Genomic DNA, 19429 nt, shown 5'->3' with positions numbered 1-19429 from the left:
TTACTGTGTTCCACTTCTTTACGTAAGCGTTTTATTTTAGCTTTGGCGTTATGGAATGATTGGATAAGGATCGATTTTTGATGACAGAATTGACCTATGGTTAATCCTGAATCCCGTTGCTCTTCTAAAAGGTGCAGCCACTCTTCAGGGCTTCTATGTTGATGTCGCATTAGCTGTAGCCTTTGACAAATAAAGACCACTATGCCGATTTTAATTAACTAAGACAGGTGCTGTTTGGCAGACGGTTACAATAAACTCATCGAACATTCGCTTTAATTTAACGTGCTCGATGGGAATTGAAGGATCAATGGGGTCGTAAAGCAAGGGGGTAGCATTTTTTTGCTCTTTTGAAATTTTAGCTATCCATGCCAAGATCATTTTGGAAAGTTTTATTGCTTCTTGTCCTGTCCTTGCGCAGTTGAAAAAACGAAATTCAATAGTAGTTTTAGGGTGAGAGACTATGTGTCCCTTTTCAGCATCAGCAACCTGTGTTCCATAATCAAAGCCAAACTCGGCTGGTATTTTTACTGGCCGATATTTTACAAAGTAATTACCAACTCCCCAAGCTAAATCGAATAGTTGTAAAACCTCTTTATTATCGGAAAAGGAGCCAACGCTTTTCCCTGTATAGCCAGCAAGTAATAGTTCATTAAATGCGTCTAACAAACCTAGTAAAATATTTAGATTAACGGATGGGTCCTGTGCCAAGTATTTCCAAGTATCGGCTGAGAATTCTTCTGTTTTAAAGCATTGAGTCAACCAAGCTTTGTTTTCTACATCAACAAGTAGTCTGAAATAAAATTCTGGGTTGTAACCGACTGCCTTTGTTAGGTCTATATGCTTATGCCCTGAACTCGCCTTTAATCCTAGCGTTTGTGCTATTTCTGTAATAAACCAAGAAAATAGATTTTCAATAGATATTTTATGACCTTTTAGTTTGACGAGTTGACCAAGTTTGTATGGTGACACGTTAACTTCAGGGAGGGTGTGTTTATGCCAGTTATCAAAGAACAATGAAGCTTGCCAAGCACCTATTTGATAAGTAAGTGAAAGTTTTTGTTCATCTAAAACAATCTTACAATGAGCTCGATTAATGCTGTGCAATGTCAGTTTATCTTGAATGGCAGTTCGCCAACGATGAAGCAATGCAAGTTTTGCTTTTTTTGTCAGGAAACGAGGTTGGCTTTCGGGGAAGTAGTATTCAAACTCTTCACCATTTTTTACTAGTTCTAACTTTATATTTTGACATGGATTTTCGTTATGAGAATGCGTAAGTAAATATCGCTTTATTAGATAGGCATTGATAAATTTGGTGTCACACTCATCAAAAGCAAAAGAGGTGCAAGAGAAATTGCTCTCAATAAGGTGAGAGTTCAAACGTGATAATAGCGATAAATTATGTGGTAATAATGTCGAGAGGTTGAGCGCTACTTCGTGGTTACAGACCTCAACGCAATTTAATCTATTGCTGACGAGTGACGTGTATGCCTTTTCGGCTGACATTAGTTTTGCATATACAGTTGAAGAGTCGAATAAAGTTAAGAGCAAAATAATATCAATAGCAATAATAATGGCTCTAGAGAAGTGGTTACATATGTTCCATTTATGCTCCCAATAACAGGTTGAGTTCTTAAAATAATTGTAGAATAGCTCAGAGACTTCTTTTGCATGATGAGGCTTAACATCAACTGCCATAGAATGACCTAGTGAGCTGTTCCCGACATCGAAGTCGCCTTCTTTTAAATCTGACTCTACGAGAATTCTACTAAAGTCAGATTGATGCTGCGGAATGGTGGCAATATTATCAAACCATATCTCTAGTGCTTTTATCGCTTCAATACATTTTGCTTCATTTTGTAAAAGTTCCGACCTCATTAACAGATCATCTAACTTACTAAGAATTAAGTGATCTTGAGTTGGTTTTGCTGAAACTGAAGATGAAGTTGGGAGTGGTGAACTGTGAGCACAAGTTATTTCGGTTATACATGTTGATGAGATCATTTTTACTTAGTGATATTCAATTTTGACATCTGGAAATATACAGAGATCAGATACATGTAATGGTTAAATTTTATTCATCTGTGTAATTGGGGAGATTGCTCTCTGTTGAGTAACATTGAAAAATCATATCCATAATAACTCACGATATTCTTCTGGCTCTAACCCTAAGCTTTTAATGAAGTCATCAAACATGAGCTTGAGTTTGGCCTGCTCAATCGGAACCTTAGGGTTGATTGGACGGTAGTGAATTGGAGTTGTCTGCTTTTGCTCTTGAGCTATTTTGCTTATCCAAGCTGAAATAAGTTTAGAAATTTTGATCGCTTCTTGGCCATTTCTAGCGCAATTAAAAATACGAAATTCAATTGTGGAGTTAGGATGCGAAACAACTAAGCCCTGTTCAGCTGCTGCAATTTGTTGCTTATATTTTTGTCCTAAGTTAACAGGGATTTTTAGTGGTCTATATTTATCGTCATTAGGTGCTACTCCCCAAGCCAAATCTAAGAGTTGTAACACAATTGCATTATCAGCAAAATCACCTTTGCTTTTTCTTCTATATCCTGCTTTTAGCAACTCATTGAATACTGTTAATAATCCCTGAAATTCAGCAATGTTTGAGTCAGGCTCTTGTATTAAATATTTCTTTGTTTTATGAGTGTATTCGGCAGTGTCAAAGCATTGTGTCAACCATGCATTGTTCTCAACATCAACCAATAATCGGAACAGGAATTCAGGGTTATAACCTGCGGCTTGGCTCAAATCGATATGTTTATGTCCTGAGCTTGCTCTGAGTCCAAATTGCCGAGCTAAGTCGGTTATAAAGGTAGATAACATCGCTGACATCGACATTTCAATATCGCCTATTTTAACTGTTTCACCAATTCGGTAAGGCGATACGTTGACTTCAGGTAGAGTGTAATTGAGCCAGCCATCAAAAAATAATTTCGCATGCCATGACCCGATTTGATAGTTAAGAGTCTGAGATTTTTCGTCTAAATCAAATGTGCAATGAGTAAGAGGTATATTTAATGAAAGTAATTTGCTTTTGATGGTATCTCTCCACTGATTTAATAGCATTAATTTTTGAAAATCCATCATTCTTTTTGATTGCCTGTTTGGTGGATAATATTCAAACTCCTCACCATTTCTTATCAGCTTGGTATCTATCGGCTGACATCCATGTATAGGCTTATCGGATGTAAGTAAACATCTTTTTATGACATAGGTATTGATGAAGGCTTTACCATCAGGTGTGAGATCTGTGAATTTATGACTTGAAGGCTTAGTCGGAACTTGATGAAGCCAAAATAATACACAATAGGGGACAATAGTAGCCTTATTTAGCTTGATTACATGCTCATTGCTATCTAACAGTTTTTCTCTATTAACAACTACAGAGCTGTAAGCATGCTTGGCGGACATTAATTTTGAGTAAACCGTGGCGGGTTTGTAAATCGCTAGTAGTAAGATAATGTCAAAAGCGATGATGATGGCTATTTCAGGATCATTATAAGTAGTCCAACTTTTACTCCAGTGACCTTCTGTTTGTGAGTTTGAATAATATTGAACAAAAATCTCGGATACGACTTTTGCGTTTTGAGATTTGACTTCAAAAGCTAACAATCGATTTAATGTTGAACTGCTAGTATTGAATACATCATTTTTGACATTACAGCTTGTTATACATTGCTGAAATTCAGATTCGTAGTCACACGCTTGAGCAATAACAATATCATCAAACCAGCGTTCTAGATTTTGCACTGCGGTTATGTATCTTTCGTCTTGCTGTAATGCTTTGGGCGCGACAAACAAATCGTTTAGGCGACTTTGTATTTGCCAATCAGGAGTTGAGCCTTTTTTAGGAGAGAGCGGTGCTGAAGTTGTGGATAAAAAATTGTTCTGAGCCACCGAAGTAGAAGAGGCTTCTTTTATCATTTATCTTCAAAATTAAGGGGGTTATTACAACAATATACTGACAGAAACTCGTTTTCATGAGTGAATTTTTGTTTATTTTAAGCGTAACTGAAAGCTATCGTTAAAAATCTGACGTTTTAAATATTTTGTAGTAGGTGTTTTGTTGCTCATAGGTATATAATCTCCGCATTTTGTATGCGAGTAATATCAAGACAATTCATGCTTGATAATTAATCTTTCCAATTTCAGGACGAGTTCATGTATCAAACCACTGCCGTGCTTCGAACCGCGTTTTTAGAGTTTTTTGGTCGCAATGGTCACCAAATTGTCGATAGCAGTTCGCTGGTTCCGCACAATGATCCAACCTTATTGTTCACCAATGCTGGTATGAACCAGTTCAAAGATTTATTTTTAGGACAAGAGAAGCGTTCTTATACTCGAGCAACCACATCACAGCGATGTGTGCGTGCTGGTGGTAAGCACAACGATTTGGATAACGTTGGTTATACCGCTCGTCATCATACCTTTTTTGAAATGCTGGGTAACTTCAGCTTTGGTGATTACTTTAAAGAAGATGCCATTAATTTTGCTTGGACGTTTTTAACTGAAGAGTTAAAGCTGCCAAAAGAAAAACTGTGCGTAACGGTTTATGAAACCGATGATGAAGCATTCAGCATTTGGCGTGACAAAGTTGGCGTACCTGAAGATAGCATTATTCGAATTGGTGATAACAAAGGTGCTCAATACGCTTCAGATAACTTCTGGCAAATGGGGGACACTGGTCCTTGTGGCCCTTGTACTGAGATCTTTTATGATCACGGTGAGCACATTTGGGGTGGACGCCCTGGTACTCCTGAAGAGGACGGTGATCGCTTTATCGAGATCTGGAACCTAGTATTTATGCAATACAACCGTCAGCCAGACGGTACTATGGAGCCTTTGCCAAAGCCATCTGTAGATACAGGTATGGGAATTGAGCGTATTGCTGCCATTTTGCAGGGTGGTCACTCAAACTATGATATCGACATTTTCCAAAAATTGATTGCTAAAGCCGCTGAACTAACAAGTGCTAAAGATTTAGAAAATAAATCACTACGAGTTATCGCTGACCACATTCGTTCATGTGCTTTCCTAATTGCTGACGGTGTAATGCCATCAAACGAAGGTCGTGGCTATGTTTTACGTCGGATCATTCGTCGTGCGGTTCGTCACGGTAACAAACTTGGCGCAACGGATACTTTCTTCTACAAGTTAGTACCAACGTTAATTGAAGTAATGGGCGATGCAGCAAATGGCCTTAAAGAAGTTCAAGCTATAGTAGAGAAGGCACTTAAAGCAGAAGAAGAGCAGTTTGCCCGTACTCTTGAGCGTGGTTTGAATATTCTTGATGCGGCGCTTAATGGGCTTGACGGTAAGATCTTAGATGGCGAAACCTTGTTCAAGCTATATGATACTTACGGTTTCCCTGTTGATTTAACTGCTGATGTTTGTCGAGAGCGTGAAATCGACGTTGATGAAGCAGGCTTTGAAGCTGAAATGGCGAAACAAAAAGCACGTGCTCAAGCGGCAGGGCAGTTCAGTGCAGAGTATTCATCAGCAATCACGCTTGAAGAAACTACCGACTTTACAGGGTATGAACTACTGGCTGATAACAGTAGTGTTATCAAGTTGCTTAAAGAAGGTGAGGAAGTTTCTGAATTATCTGCTGGTGATGAAGCCATTATCGTACTAGAGCAAACTCCATTTTACGCTGAATCGGGTGGTCAAGTAGGTGATAGCGGTATCTTAACTGGCGAAGGTTTTGAGTTTGAAGTAAAAGATACTCAGAAATACGGTCAAGCATTTGGTCATATTGGTAAACTTGTTTCTGGCTCACTAAAAGCTGGGGGTAGCGTTTCGGCTCAAGTTAATAAGCAACGTCGTCATCGTACTCAATTGAACCATAGCGTAACTCACTTATTGCACGCTGCACTTCGACAAGTGTTAGGTACGCATGTTACTCAGAAAGGTTCATTGGTTGACCCTGACAAGCTGCGTTTTGACTTTTCTCACTTTGAAGCCGTAAAAGTGGAAGAGTTGGTTGAAGTTGAAAACTTAGTAAACCAACAAATTCGTCGTAACCATGAGCTTAAAGCAGAAGTGATGGATATTGATGCGGCGAAAGAAAAAGGCGCTATGGCTCTGTTTGGTGAGAAATATGATGCGGAAGTTCGTGTTGTCACCATGGGCGATTTCTCTATCGAGCTTTGTGGTGGTACTCATGTAGGTCGCACGGGTGATATTGGTTTATTCAAAATCACTCAAGAAGCAGGCATTGCAGCTGGTGTTCGTCGTATTGAAGCGGTAACTGGAGCTGCGGCAGTTGAGTTGGTGAATGCTCAACAGCAAGCGCTATCTTCAGCGGCTTCTCTGTTGAAAGCTGAACCGAATGCACTGGTTGCAAAGCTTCAAGCACAGCTTGATAAAGCCAAGTTACTTGAAAAAGAAGTAGCACAACTTAAAGCTAAGTTGGCATCAGCGGCAAGTGCTGATTTAGTCAATGAAACCGTCGAAGTGAACGGTATTAAAGTATTAGTGAAAAAACTTGAAGGTGTAGATGCAAAATCGCTTCGTGATCTTCAAGATCAACTAAAAACCAAACTAGGTACAGGTGTGGTTGTATTAGGGATTGCTGGCGATGCTAAGGTTAACCTTATCGCTGGTGTCAGCAAAGACCTAACCGCTAAAGTTAAAGCGGGTGAACTTGTAGGTATGGTTGCAGGCTTTGTGGGTGGTAAAGGCGGTGGTCGCCCTGACATGGCACAAGCTGGTGGTAGTCAACCAGAAAACCTAGAGAACGCACTAACTAAGGTATTACCTTGGTTAGAGGAACGCTTGATTTAACCTTTGTTAATGCTTCTTATAAACAATAAATAATGCGCTTTTAAAGGCGCATTATTTTTGAAGATATAAAATTAAGAAGAAAGCCGTTAGAAGTCAGGTCTTATATCTTACTGAACCAAGTGAGGGACTAGGGGTTAAAAAGGACTTCGATGGTTAATGAAAGCTCAGCGAACCGTTTGTTCATATACAGCCTTATGTGCTGAACCTGAACAGAAAGTTGCTGAAAATCATAATGCTTGAGCTGATATCTTGGGGATGCAAGATATACGTGTTAGGTTTAGGACGACATTTTATAAACATATTTCGATAGTTAATCAGTTGCTTGTACGGTAAAGTCATTCGGGTAAAGCATTACTCATTTGATAGCCACAAATCGCCATTTAATGACGTTTTCTCAATTGAATACTATTAATTTAGACCAAGCTGACCTTATAATAGGCGGAAATCGGAGATGTGCCGGATGTACGCTGTAATGGAAAAATAGGAGCGATCGAATGCTGATTTTGACTCGTCGAGTTGGTGAAACATTGATGATTGGTGATGAAGTCACTGTCACAGTTTTAGGTGTAAAAGGTAATCAGGTACGTATTGGTGTTAATGCACCAAAAGAAGTATCTGTCCACCGTGAAGAAATCTACCAACGCATTCAGTCTGAAAAAGAAAATTCATCAGAGGATAGTAACGGCAATTTCTGATTGTAGGGATTTGCAGTTTATTGAAGGCCAGCTTTTTAGCTGGCTTTTCTTTTTTAGGCTTTATGACGTTTATCTTTTATTTATTAAAACTCAGCGTTTCTGAACAAAGCCTACCTAAACTTGCACTTTTCCTACATAATTTACTTCTGAATAGGATAACCCTTCGACAATGTGATTAAAAACAGGGCAGTTAGATCGACATAAATAAAAAGGGTTTGACTTATTTCCTTCACACAGTAATATGTGCGCCAAGAAAACGGAGAGGTGGCCGAGTGGCCGAAGGCGCTCCCCTGCTAAGGGAGTATGGGCTTTATCTCCCATCGAGGGTTCGAATCCCTCCTTCTCCGCCATTTTCTTATTAGATTTTTTTGATGCGCGTGTAGCTCAGCTGGATAGAGTACCTGGCTACGAACCAGGCGGTCAGAGGTTCGAATCCTCTCACGCGTACCATCAAATCTAATATGAACTTGAAGTCGACGCGCGTGTAGCTCAGCTGGATAGAGTACCTGGCTACGAACCAGGCGGTCAGAGGTTCGAATCCTCTCACGCGTACCATTCAATTTCATGTTTATGTCTAATTTAGTAAATACCGATGCGCGTGTAGCTCAGCTGGATAGAGTACCTGGCTACGAACCAGGCGGTCAGAGGTTCGAATCCTCTCACGCGTACCATATTTACTTGCTTTTTAATCGATGCGCGTGTAGCTCAGCTGGATAGAGTACCTGGCTACGAACCAGGCGGTCAGAGGTTCGAATCCTCTCACGCGTACCATAAAAGTAAAAGTACCACGGAGAGGTGGCCGAGTGGCCGAAGGCGCTCCCCTGCTAAGGGAGTATGGGCTTTATCTCCCATCGAGGGTTCGAATCCCTCCTTCTCCGCCATTACTTTTACCCATTCTTATATCTATCCCTTTTTTAAATCTTCTTTTTAATTTAATCATCTTTATTTCTAAGATTATCTAATTTTTACTGGATAAAGTGCAATTGCGTGAACGTCAACAGAAGCGCACATCCATGTGCTCACGACTGTGGTATCCTTAACTAATCTATCCCTAAGAACCCACCAGTTTGATGTGCCCACAGTTGCGCATAAATACCACCAGATTTGATAAGCTCTGAATGTGTGCCTTGTTCAACCACTTTTCCTTCATCTAATACGATCAATCGATCCATTGCTGCAATGGTCGAAAGGCGATGTGCAATAGCGATAACTGTCTTGCCCTCCATTAATTGATATAAGCTTTGTTGAATAGCGGCTTCTACTTCAGAGTCGAGAGCAGATGTAGCTTCATCAAGTACCAAAATTGGAGCGTTTTTAAGCAGTACTCGCGCAATAGCGATTCGTTGTCGTTGCCCGCCAGAAAGTTTCACTCCACGCTCACCAACTAACGCATCAAGGCCATGATTGCCCTCATGATCCGATAAGTCTTTAATAAAGCTGCCTGCCTGTGCTTTATCGATGGCATCAAGTAACTCTTCTTCCGTAGCATCAGGGCGGCCATAGAGAATGTTCTCTCGAATACTTCTGTGCAGAAGCGAGGTATCTTGGGTCACCATGCCTATTTGGGCGCGTAAAGAGTCTTGGGTAACTTGACTGATATCGGTATGATCAATGTTGATTGAGCCATCGTTAAGATCATGAAAACGCAACAAAAGGTTTACCAGTGATGATTTACCTGCACCTGAGCGCCCAACTAATCCGACTTTTTCACCGGGCTTGATGGAGATATTTAAATCATCAAATACTGGTTTATCTTGGTCATAATAAAATTGCACTCGGCTAAAGTCGATTTTCCCTTGGGTAACCTTTAAAGCTGGAGCATTCGGAATATCCACCACTTCTGTGGGCTTAGATAAGGTTTTCATGCCATCAGCAACGGTACCAATATTCTCAAATAGTGCACTGATTTCCCACATGATCCATTGAGACATACCATTGAGTCGCAGTGATAAGCTAACCGCTATAGCAATAGCCCCTACTGTAATTGCGGATTCTTTCCAAAGCCAGATTGAAAGCGCTGCGATACTGAATGCCAGCACATAGTTAAGGGTTTGAACCCCAACATTTATTTTGGTGACTAAGCGCATCTGCTTGTAAACGGTTTTTAGAAACCCGTCCATCGAGTCTTTAGCGTATTGGGCTTCGTTGTCGGTATGAGCAAACAACTTTACTGTGGCGATGTTGGTATAACTGTCGACGATACGACCTGTCATGGTTGAACGTGCATCAGCTTGCTCAGTCGAGACTTTTTTTAATTTAGGTACCAATAAATATTGAATACCTATATAACAACCTAACCAAACAAACATAGGTAACACTAAACGCCAGTCTGCTGAAGCAATCATTACCAGCATCGAAGTGAAGTACACCAGAATATAAACCAATACGTCCAATAACTTCATTACAGTTTCACGAACCGCTAAAGAGGTTTGCATAACCTTAGTGGCGACACGACCAGCATAGTCACTCTGGTAGAAACTGATGCTTTGTTTAAGCAGGTGCTTGTGAGATGACCACCGAATCGACATAGGGAAGTTGCCCATTAGCCCTTGGTAAACGATAAGTCCATGCAGGAGCGATAGTGATGGAATGACAACCAGAGTGAGTAACGTCATCCCGAGTAGTTTCATGCCTTCCTCTTGCAATAAGGTATTTGGATTTTTATTTACCAGCCAATCAACCAACTGACCCATAAATCCAAATAACGACACTTCTAAAATAGCTAGTAGAGCTGTCAGTACAGACATGATGGCTAATTGTGTACGATAGCCTTTAGTGTGGTGCTGGCAAAACGCGAAAATACCTTTTGGTGGCTGCGTGTGGCCTTCAATGGGAAGAGGATCGACCCATGACTCAAATCGCTTGAACATACTTATCCTAAATTTAAAAATAGTCGAAAAACGATTCAGCATACTGTAGATTCAGAAATCGGCAACTAGGGATAACAAATAAATGTTGAAATTTCATAACATAAAAGAAAAAGACACAGCGAAGCCGATTGTGTCGAAGCTTGTTAATTTTTCGTTAGGCAAGGTGCTACTAGCTGCAAATATAGATGGCCTGACACATTTAAAGCTAAATGAGCAGTCATTAAATTTGGCATCGAGTGATGAGCCACAAAGAGCATTGGCAGACGAACATATTGAAAATGCAAGTGTGCAGCTTAATGAGTATTTTGACGGCCTTAGAAATGAGTTTGACTTATCCCTTGCTCCCCATGGAACTGATTTTCAAATGCAAGTTTGGCAGGCATTACTTAAAGTACCATTTGGTGAAACAGCGAGTTACAGTGATATTGCCGAACACATAAAACGACCAAAAGCAGTTAGGGCGGTTGGAGCTGCAAATGGTGCGAACCCTATTGCGATTATTGTTCCATGCCACCGAATTATTGGCAAAAGCGGCCAGTTAACTGGTTATGCTTATGGGGTTGAGATTAAACGAACCTTGCTGCAACTAGAAGGTCATTGAATAGAACATTGGCTTGATGGTTTAAGCGATTCTTCTAAAGCTATTAGATAGATCAAACAGTCTGCACATTCACTCTGTTGGGCTATATCTCTAGGGGAAGATACAGCGGGCTCAAAAAAGCTTCTCTTACCTAATAGATGATCATAGGTAATATGAGGTTCAATGGCTTGTATAGCATCAATATTTTGATGAAAAGCCAAATAGTGCAATGGCTGCCAACCAGATACTGAACATACTGCATCAAGTAACTCTGGGTATTTCTTTATTAGAAATTCAATTACTTTGTTTTGTCCATAATCGCAGGCGCCATGAATAGGCAAAGGAGAGCGTTTAGGCTGATAGAGTAAATCTGGGTTTGTTTGAACTAAATATTCTACGACGTTTAAATTACCATATCTTGCCGCTAGATAAAGTGGAGTTGGGTGGAGATGCAAAGGCTGTGATTTAGTATTTAATTGGTAAAGATATTCTACGACTTCTTTTTCCCCCATGATTGCTGCACATTGCATAGGAGTGTGACCATTATCATTCACACAACTTGGGTTTACACCGTTATCTATTAGTGCTTTTACGCTTGGCAAATCACCAGATTTTGCGGCATTCAAAAGCCCAACTTGCTTAAATTTAGGTGGAGTTTTATCTAACATTTCCGCTGTAAAATATTGATAGTCAGAGGAGAGCAAGTAACTAAAAATAGAGGATTGCTCGTAGTCAGCATCAAGCACCAAAACTCTTTGGATGATAGCAAGGCGGATTTCAGGATTATTAATCATGGTTAAAGTTTGAATAAGATCTGTTCTGCTCTCATGTTCTTTAACCCAACTTAAAACATTCTTTTTAAAATTTTCATCAACTTGAATTCGTAAATTTAAGTAAATGATTGGCTGTAGCTTAAGAATCTCACAACACATCTGGTTATATTCTTGATTCACGCTTGGGTTTGATTTTAAAGGTGGTTTACAAATATGACTGAATACATCTTCAAAGGCTGTAGCTCTAAAAATAGCTTGATGGATCATTCCGCAAGCGTCTTGTAATGTAAGTAAAGAAACATCAGAGGGTAGATCATCTAACTCTACAGGAGCCTGTTGGTCGGTTTCTGCTTTGTATAAATAGGACGAATCCTGCGCTTGAAAAAATTGATACCCATCGATATTTCCTAATGAAATACTATCTCTATTGTGCGCTTGCGGATCTGTATTTTCCTGTTCTTGTGACTCCATATCACCTGAAAGTTGTTGAATTGTCAGTGGAAAAATACAGCATCGGACTAAATTACAAAATAATAAAGCATCTCTGTCAGAGTACCTTACTTTCCATCGGGCTTGAAAGTCAGATATAGGTAGGCCTAGTTCATGAACAACTAGACATTTCAATGATTGTCTATAGGTATAATTATTGATGAATGCGTCGCTTGAATTTACAAAGCAATCGATGACTAGAGCGAGCAGTTGAGCTTGAGCTTGTTCAAATTTTTCACTGTTGTTAGCTGAGAGAGAAAGTAGTAAACGGTGGTAAGTAAACTCAACATTGGGTTGCCAACCTCTATAGTAAGGCGTTAATTGTAATATCAGTTGGCGTATTTGTGTTTTTGTAAGTTGCTTTGTATTTAGTAATTCGATGATTTTATTTAACACTAGACAGCTATTGCTAAAACGTTTGCTGGTAATAACATCCTCCTTTACCTTCAGTTCTTCCGGAATGAGGATAACTTTCTTTTTTTCTTTATCGTCTTTCGATGTTTCTGTTGTTTTCTGCGGTGGTACTTCTGATTTAGCATTCTCAGGTTTCAACTGTGTTTGAGAGCTTGCTTGGCGCTCTTTTACCTTCTCTAAAACAACTGATGGTTTTTGTGATTCAGCGGGTTTAGTAGCAGGAACTGGCGAGGTAAAGCTTTGGTTACTTGCGGCTGCTGTGACTGCATCAAAGAGGGTGGTTGTACATTTGGCTTGCTCTTTTGCTAGTTTCATCAATCCTTTTAGTTCTTGGTTTTCTCTGGCATCAGTTACTTGAGCATCAATGATTTCATTTAATTTTTTCGATAAAACTGGAGGTATAAGAGGAGCCTCTTCTACAAGTACGTATTCATCATTTTCAACGTCTCCAATGTCTTTTTCTTCTAGTTCAATAGCTGGCTCATCTACTCTTTGTGGGTCTTGCAAAGGGGATGCGTCGCTCCTTAATTGAATTTCAATGCTCATGAGATCACTTTGCCTTTTTATATTTCAGCTAGTTATATCAAATTGGAGTTATGTGGTTAGTTAATTTTCTTTAATCCTAAAAACATCAGTTGGCTACGTTCTCAAGCGTAGAAAAAATGGTTACTAGCAAGGCTTAGCTTGCAGCAAGTAGTTACTCTACTTGCAAAAGTTATAACGCCGCTAGCAGGCATTTTAGCAAGCTTGTGGGCGTAGAGCGATTCATCCATTTTGTGAATAACAATGGTTCGGACACTTTTTATAAGTAATTGAATTTACAAAATTTTATAAATTGAATCTGAAAACACAGATTCATTAAAATTCAATGACTTACTAAATATTGAGGCACGACCAATCAAAAACTGTCCGAAGTATTGGAATAATAAAATTTTTAAAATTATTTCGAACTTAGATAGATATGACCTTAAGGAGCGTTCAACTGATGTTTTTAGGATAATACTAGAATTAGATGTTGGAGCTGTTAGCCTCACGCTATTTTCAGGGCTAAAAAAGTGATAGCATCGCGGCATCTATAAGTTTGAATTGAATCGTTGAAAATGTCGTTATCCAAAGAGTTATCCAATCGCTGTAGCGATAAATGTGAGTTGTGCGGTGCAGAAAGTGAATTAGCCGCGTTTGACGTGAGTTCTAGTTCTCAGTCAGATACTGAAATTGCCCTTTGTTCAATTTGTACAGCGCAGGTTGAAAAAAGAGAAGGTTTTGATGTTAATCACCTGCGCTGCTTAAATGACAGTATGTGGAGTACAGTACCTGCCGTGCAAGTGATGGCCGCAAGAATGTTAAATCGTCTTAGCAGTGAGACTTGGGCACAAGACTTAAAAGATATGCTTTATCTTGATGAAGAGCTTCAGGCTTGGGCTGATGAGGAAGCTCATGATGATGAGGATGACATCAAGCATGTAGACTGTAATGGTGCCGTTCTTAATGCAGGTGATTCAGTTGTTGTAATTAAAGACCTTAATGTGAAAGGTACCAGCTTTGTGGCCAAGCGCGGCACAGCAGTGCGCAATATTTCATTAACTAATAACCCTGAGCATATTGAAGGACGAGTCAACGGTACTCGTATTGTCATCCTGACTCAATATGTTAAAAAATCCTAATTTATCTTTTTTTTGGTTGTTGAGTTATCGGTAATAATGGGGTTTTTTCATCAGCTCCAATTTCAACAACGATGGGAGGAGGCGTTAATGACGTCCCCTTTACCTCTTGTCGTGACGATTCTAGTGTTCTTTGAGTTATTTCAGCTTTAAGATCCTTTAAATCTTTAACTACTTCTCTTGCTTTTTCAGTTAGTCCTTGGTCGTATGCATGAAAAGCGGTATTAATTAAGGCTAATATATTTATTTCGTCTTTAGTTAGTTGCTCATTATCTCTTATCTGAAAATAAGAATAGGGAACCCCTAGTGTGCTTTTCGCATCATGATCCACATACCCCCTAAGCGTTCTAAGAGAGATTGGCTCTGAACCATAACCTTTAACGAAAACAGGATCTCTAAGGGAGCGACCATCTGTATCTTGCAAATCATTAGGTAAGTCTTTACTAGGATAAAACTTGCGAGCATTATTCATTTCTTCTTGTGTATATGACTTGAGAAAATCAGAAGTTGAAGGAGAGTTTTGAGCTGGAAGATTATCAATAAGATCTAAAAAATCGAGAACGTTTTTACACTCTGGCTTTATAACGAGTTTTCGATTTTGAGGCGTGTAGTTTTCTGAAGAGGTTACATCTAAGGAGTCTAAAGCAGGGATTGCTATTGAAGCAATCATACCGCTTACAATTATAGGTAAGCAAATCATAACACCGATTGAAGTAGGCGAGCTAAATACTATCGGAGACCAAGCTAAAACAGAGCAGCAAAATGAAGGCGCTTGTAGCATGATAAAAGTTGCGTCACCAGCAGCAGCCGTAATACCTACAGCAGCGCCACATGCTAGACCTTGCTCTACTGGAGTTAATGGAAGGTCTTTCTTATTCCACTTTTTTTGAGGTATTAATGTGAGGGCGAAGGTCTCATTATCAAAATTACTCTCTTTAGCGTGAGTGACTATCCAGAACCCTTCTTTTATTTATTGCGCTTTCATGAACAGTCGATGAGACGTTGTATGTTGTGCTTCCAAATGTCGCAGACCCGTCAAGAGTTAGGTCATGAGGAGTGTTCGCTACAAATTGTAGGTGTAGCTGCTCTGAAGAAGTTTGTGCTACAGCCATGTTTTTTTACCAAGTTACCCATGCATATAGATTGTGGCTTAATATTTAATTGTTAGTGTGATTTTTAGGTAACTTTTTGATTAAATTAGATTCACTTTGACTGGTACTAAAGTTTATAGTCGTTTGGCGTTGTGTTCAACTCACTAAGTTTTATTGTTTTTGCCTTGAGTAGAAAGCGCTCGTGCAGGGCGAAGTCTAATTATGAAAACTCAGTAAACGTTAGACTTGCTCCATTTCCAACTCAATATCAGTACAGCCTTTTTTACAGTATATTCCAGGGCTTTTACCTGCTGATTCTTTTGGTAAAACAAGCATAAGGTCATGACTACACTCAGGACATTGACTTGCTTTTCCTGCTAATACTCGTTTTATCAAACCTTTCTGATTTTTGAAAGATTGGCTGGTGAGTTTATTTATTTTATCAAAATCAGACATATTTCTTCTTTTAAGCAATTCAACTTCAACATTATATCAAACTCAGACTTTTGGGCGTACTCGTTACTTAAAAAAGTGAGATGAACACTAATTAATTTTTATGTCACCTCATATCGTGGTTTAGTCATTAACTCATTCAAAGCTTGTGAGTTGCCAATGTCAGGAATAGATGGATTACACTATGACAAACAGTGGGGTTTTGACCACAAATATGAATTTTGTCAAGGACTGAAATTTGAGAGCAGGAAGACAGTTTCGATTATTTATTACGATTCCGGCCGGCAAGTAGGTGTATTTCGATATGTAGTGACGCCTCCTAAAAATCAATCATTGGTATGGGGCATTGCTCGCTTTATGGCCGGTACTCCGTATGGTCCTTGCTGTGATCCCGCCGCAGTGAATTCAAGGCATGATAAATTAGCTGAGAAGCTGATGGGGGACTTGGAAAAGCATTTAAACACAACCTCGTTCATTCAGAATTCGATTGCAGCTGGCAATATTACTGAAATAGAGCAGATTCCAAAAAGTGTATTAGCTGATCGTATTTTTAATCATTCTGGTGAAGTGCTACTTCATCATGCTGTTAGAGTTAATTCAACAGAAACAGTAACCGTATTAAAAGCAAAGGAGGTGGACGTAAATGTAATAGATAATTGTGGAATGACACCCTTAATGCTGTGTTGTATTGATGATAACGCTGATATGGCAAAGTTATTATTAGATAAGGGAGCTAAAATCAGTCATTGGTTGCATAAAAACTATTGCGATGAGAATGGTCGTGTTGTGTTTCCGCCCAAAACAGGACTCTTTCATTTAGTTGCTCACTATGATGCAAAAAAATGCATGGAGTTATTTATTAATGAGGAGCAATTCAAGGGCTATTTTCTGGATGAGCAGAATGAAGAGGGGATAACACCGCTTCACATTGCTGCAAAACGAAACCGTTTGATGATAATGCAGATGATGTTTAAATCGGGAAATCGTAGCTTTTCAATCAACCGTCCGAGCCATGTAGGTGATAGGCATACGGCTCTGCATATGGCTGTCGTTAATGACCACAATGAAGTTTTAACTTTATTATGTGCTAATGGTGCTGATATCAATGTTGCCGATAAAATGGGCAACTATCCTATCCATCTTGCATTGTTAAGGCGCAACGTGGCCTCCGTAAAGCTTTTGTTGGAAGGTGGGGCAGCATTAGATGTGCTCAATTCTGAAGATTTAACTCCCATAGAACTCGCTGGGCACTTAGATTTAGATACTCAATCTGAGCAGGTGTGTTTGCTCGCTCTTTTTGTAGATTATCTAGAACAAGTTGAAAATGATAATGATGCTTGCAAACACTTATACCATAAAATGGATGCTGGTATTTATTTTGACTCGGTATTAAATGATCAAATTGCAAAAGTAAAAAAATGGGAACCATACATTCCCGACTTGAGGTATCAAAACCACTATTTTTACTCTTCATTAGTTCAACTGAGAGATAAAACGTTATTAGGTTTTGCTGTTGAACATTCCACTGATGTTGTGTTTCATAGATTAGTCAATTCATGTCCAAAATACATGATTAATGTAGTGGATTTTTGCGGAATGAGTCCACTGCATCTAGCCGTAAAAACAAATCAACCTGAGAAAGTCAAAGCATTACTTGAGCGTGATGCGAATCCCCATCTTATTGCCTATAATGGTGAATCCCCTCTGTTCTTGGCACTTAAATATACTGTAAGTCCATTAGTATTAAAGGTTTTATTGGAACATGATGCCGATCCAGACTTTTGTATTACCCAAGAGTATCTATTTCAATTTGATAGATGCAAATATCTGATTGAGTATGCTGCTGAATATGCGCAGTTGGAGAAGTTACAGATATTACTTGAATTTGGAGCGGATGCTAATAAGTTTGGTTCAGTCAAATGCTGTTCTGCTTTGTATTGGGCAATAAGTCGTAACGCCACACCTAAACAATTACAGCTAGATATGATTCATTTGTTATTGGAATCTGGTGCAGATCCGAAATTTGCTGATATCCGTGGAGAGACACCACTTCATTTAGCTATCGAGCTTGGAAACGTTGATGTTTTGGATTTATTGCTGAAAGAGAGGAAACACTATTTTGTCCAAATCTTGGATATAGTTTTGCCTAATGCCCCATTACCCATGCTTCAACATGCCTATCAATTAGCGGGCAAATTAAAAAACAAGCAAGTAGGGACTAGGATAAAAACGCTATTGGATAACACATTTCCCAAAAAATAAGGCTCTGCATTATGAATGAGAGCCTTTGAGATAACTTTTAAAATCAATTAGATAAACGTATCTTTAATTTCTTTCTTAACATAATTTAAGTCTTGTTGATCTTTACCAACCAAAATCATGTAATTTCCATTTTGATCAAAAGTCATGCCTTCAAAGCCGTCTTTTTCAAAATTGGATTTCGCAATCATTCTATCTTCATTCGGAATGATGAAAACAGTCACTTGCCCACCCGTTTTGTTTTGCATAACAAGGTGCATACCTTTGATACCTTGGAAATCACAGTATTTCGCAAACACTACTTGTCCAGGTTGCTTTGTAAAGTGCCCACCTTTTAGCCCTTTTATGCCATTTAATTCATGGTTGATTTTAGCAAAGCTAATATCCTTTGAAGCTGAAAAGTGCTCTGGTCCATGATGTTGGTGTGCAATCGCATAAGAGGTTAAATCAATCTCACCTGTGCGCAACATAGTGAAAGTTACGCCCGCGACAAAAGCGACGGAAGCGGCCATTGATACCACAAAGCTTGTAGTGCGTTTAACTTTTTGATGTTGCTTTAACTGCTGGCGTAAAATTAAGCGCTCGGTTAAATCCTCAGGGGGAGATACGTGCAACGCATCCGCAATTTTATTATCCAGTGACTTTAAGTCACTCAGAAAGTCATGTTTAGCAGAGTCTGCGTTTGCCGCTTCTAAAAAAGCTTCGTCTTGACTATGCGGTTCAGCATAAGCTTTACGGCGAAATTCTAACTCATCCATGCGATAGCCCCCTTGTTTCTGTCTTTTCCATTGCTTCTTTCAATTGGTTACGCGCCCTAAAGAGTCGAGTCATGACTGTGTTTCGGTTTAAATCAAGAATGCTGGCGATTTCATCTCCGGTAAAACCACCGATAACTTGCAACAGCAAAGGTTCTCGGTATTCCATTTCTAAATTGCCAATTTGCCTTCTCAATAAATGTTGTTCAGCATGCTGCTCATTAGAGCCTGAAAACACATCTTCTAGATGGTCTTGCTCTATATCGGAGTAATCAAATTGCTTACGTTCAAACCGACGAGCGTTCTCACGACGTAAAATCGTGATCAACCAAGCCTTGGCTGCTTTGTCATCCTTTAAGGAATCTAAAGCTTTCCATGCGCGTAAAAAGGTTTCTTGAGTTACGTCTTCAGCAACATGTTTGTCCCCACACAACCAATACGCATAACGGTATATGTCAGTGTTCAGGGCACGAACTAGGCTCTCGTAACGGCGTTGTTTAGTAATCATGTCTATAGAGACCGTACTATCCGCCTTTTTATTTCGAAAATGTTTCAACATTTTTGCATTCTTTTTGGGCTGAACGCCATACCTTA

At 39.4% G+C, this 19429-nt stretch carries 14 protein-coding genes and 6 tRNA genes; 11 read left to right on the top strand and 9 right to left on the bottom strand.

Annotated elements, in window-relative coordinates; genetic code table 11:
* From tnpA to D5018_RS07570, 3 genes are all read right to left on the bottom strand, one after another.
* A partial coding sequence (tnpA, locus tag D5018_RS22375) for an IS66 family insertion sequence element accessory protein TnpA (protein ID WP_416351532.1) occupies nt 1-170 on the bottom strand: 170 nt, incomplete at its 3' end.
* A 40-nt stretch (nt 171-210) separates the two neighbouring features.
* Complete coding sequence (locus D5018_RS07575; RefSeq protein WP_133309252.1) at nt 211-1875, bottom strand: hypothetical protein; 1665 nt, start codon at nt 1873-1875, stop codon at nt 211-213.
* A 249-nt stretch (nt 1876-2124) separates the two neighbouring features.
* Nucleotides 2125-3933, bottom strand: a complete 1809-nt coding sequence (locus tag D5018_RS07570) for a hypothetical protein (RefSeq protein WP_121838402.1) — start codon at nt 3931-3933, stop codon at nt 2125-2127.
* A gap of 237 nt (nt 3934-4170) precedes the next feature.
* On the opposite strand from D5018_RS07570, the gene alaS reads away from it, so the two are divergent.
* The 8 genes from alaS to D5018_RS07530 all read left to right on the top strand — a co-directional run bounded on the left by alaS (nt 4171) and on the right by D5018_RS07530 (nt 8371).
* Nucleotides 4171-6795, top strand: coding sequence for an alanine--tRNA ligase (alaS, locus tag D5018_RS07565; protein WP_121838401.1), 2625 nt, complete (start codon nt 4171-4173; stop codon nt 6793-6795).
* Between the two features lie 494 nt (nt 6796-7289).
* A complete protein-coding gene (gene csrA / locus D5018_RS07560) occupies nt 7290-7490 on the top strand; it encodes a carbon storage regulator CsrA (protein ID WP_121838400.1) in 201 nt (66 codons plus the stop codon).
* Between the two features lie 258 nt (nt 7491-7748).
* A tRNA-Ser gene (locus D5018_RS07555) sits at nt 7749-7840 on the top strand.
* A gap of 23 nt (nt 7841-7863) precedes the next feature.
* Nucleotides 7864-7940, top strand: a tRNA-Arg gene (locus tag D5018_RS07550).
* A 28-nt stretch (nt 7941-7968) separates the two neighbouring features.
* Nucleotides 7969-8045, top strand: a tRNA-Arg gene (locus D5018_RS07545).
* 39 nt (nt 8046-8084) lie between these two features.
* A tRNA-Arg gene (locus D5018_RS07540) sits at nt 8085-8161 on the top strand.
* 23 nt (nt 8162-8184) lie between these two features.
* Nucleotides 8185-8261, top strand: a tRNA-Arg gene (locus D5018_RS07535).
* A gap of 18 nt (nt 8262-8279) precedes the next feature.
* A tRNA-Ser gene (locus D5018_RS07530) sits at nt 8280-8371 on the top strand.
* A gap of 159 nt (nt 8372-8530) precedes the next feature.
* Here the strand turns inward: D5018_RS07530 and D5018_RS07525 are convergent.
* Nucleotides 8531-10360, bottom strand: a complete 1830-nt coding sequence (locus tag D5018_RS07525) for an ABC transporter ATP-binding protein (RefSeq protein WP_121838399.1) — start codon at nt 10358-10360, stop codon at nt 8531-8533.
* A gap of 82 nt (nt 10361-10442) precedes the next feature.
* On the opposite strand from D5018_RS07525, the gene D5018_RS07520 reads away from it, so the two are divergent.
* Nucleotides 10443-10961 carry a methylated-DNA--[protein]-cysteine S-methyltransferase gene (locus tag D5018_RS07520; protein WP_121838398.1) on the top strand — a complete coding sequence of 173 codons (519 nt, stop codon included), beginning with the start codon at nt 10443-10445 and terminating at the stop codon, nt 10959-10961.
* On the opposite strand, the gene D5018_RS07515 is transcribed toward D5018_RS07520, so the two are convergent.
* Nucleotides 10955-13162, bottom strand: a complete 2208-nt coding sequence (locus D5018_RS07515; protein ID WP_121838397.1) for an ankyrin repeat domain-containing protein — start codon at nt 13160-13162, stop codon at nt 10955-10957. The two genes, D5018_RS07520 and D5018_RS07515, sit on opposite strands and share 7 nt — an antisense overlap.
* Nucleotides 13163-13716: 554 nt before the next feature.
* Here D5018_RS07515 and D5018_RS07510 point away from each other — a divergent pair.
* Nucleotides 13717-14280 (top strand): PhnA domain-containing protein, encoded by a 564-nt coding sequence (locus D5018_RS07510; protein ID WP_121838396.1) that lies wholly within the window; start codon nt 13717-13719, stop codon nt 14278-14280.
* Between the two features lies 1 nt (nt 14281).
* On the opposite strand, the gene D5018_RS07505 is transcribed toward D5018_RS07510, so the two are convergent.
* Both D5018_RS07505 and D5018_RS07500 read right to left on the bottom strand, forming a co-directional pair.
* Nucleotides 14282-14947 carry a hypothetical protein gene (locus D5018_RS07505; protein ID WP_133309251.1) on the bottom strand — a complete coding sequence of 222 codons (666 nt, stop codon included), beginning with the start codon at nt 14945-14947 and terminating at the stop codon, nt 14282-14284.
* A gap of 661 nt (nt 14948-15608) precedes the next feature.
* On the bottom strand, nt 15609-15824 hold the full coding sequence (locus D5018_RS07500) for a hypothetical protein (protein ID WP_121838394.1): 216 nt from the start codon (nt 15822-15824) through the stop codon (nt 15609-15611).
* Between the two features lie 156 nt (nt 15825-15980).
* On the opposite strand from D5018_RS07500, the gene D5018_RS07495 reads away from it, so the two are divergent.
* Nucleotides 15981-18083 carry an ankyrin repeat domain-containing protein gene (locus D5018_RS07495; RefSeq protein ID WP_121838393.1) on the top strand — a complete coding sequence of 701 codons (2103 nt, stop codon included), beginning with the start codon at nt 15981-15983 and terminating at the stop codon, nt 18081-18083.
* 47 nt (nt 18084-18130) lie between these two features.
* On the opposite strand, the gene D5018_RS07490 is transcribed toward D5018_RS07495, so the two are convergent.
* Both D5018_RS07490 and D5018_RS07485 read right to left on the bottom strand, forming a co-directional pair.
* Nucleotides 18131-18838, bottom strand: a complete 708-nt coding sequence (locus tag D5018_RS07490) for a DUF3379 family protein (RefSeq protein WP_121838392.1) — start codon at nt 18836-18838, stop codon at nt 18131-18133.
* Nucleotides 18831-19394: a sigma-70 family RNA polymerase sigma factor gene (locus tag D5018_RS07485; protein WP_121838391.1), complete on the bottom strand. Its 564-nt coding sequence runs from the start codon at nt 19392-19394 to the stop codon at nt 18831-18833. Before D5018_RS07485 ends, D5018_RS07490 begins: the two co-directional genes overlap by 8 nt.
* Nucleotides 19395-19429 lie beyond the last annotated feature (35 nt).

The organism is Parashewanella curva (assembly GCF_003675895.1).
GTDB classification, from domain to species: Bacteria; Pseudomonadota; Gammaproteobacteria; order Enterobacterales; family Shewanellaceae; genus Parashewanella; species Parashewanella curva.
This window is presented reverse-complemented; position numbering and strand designations above follow the sequence as displayed.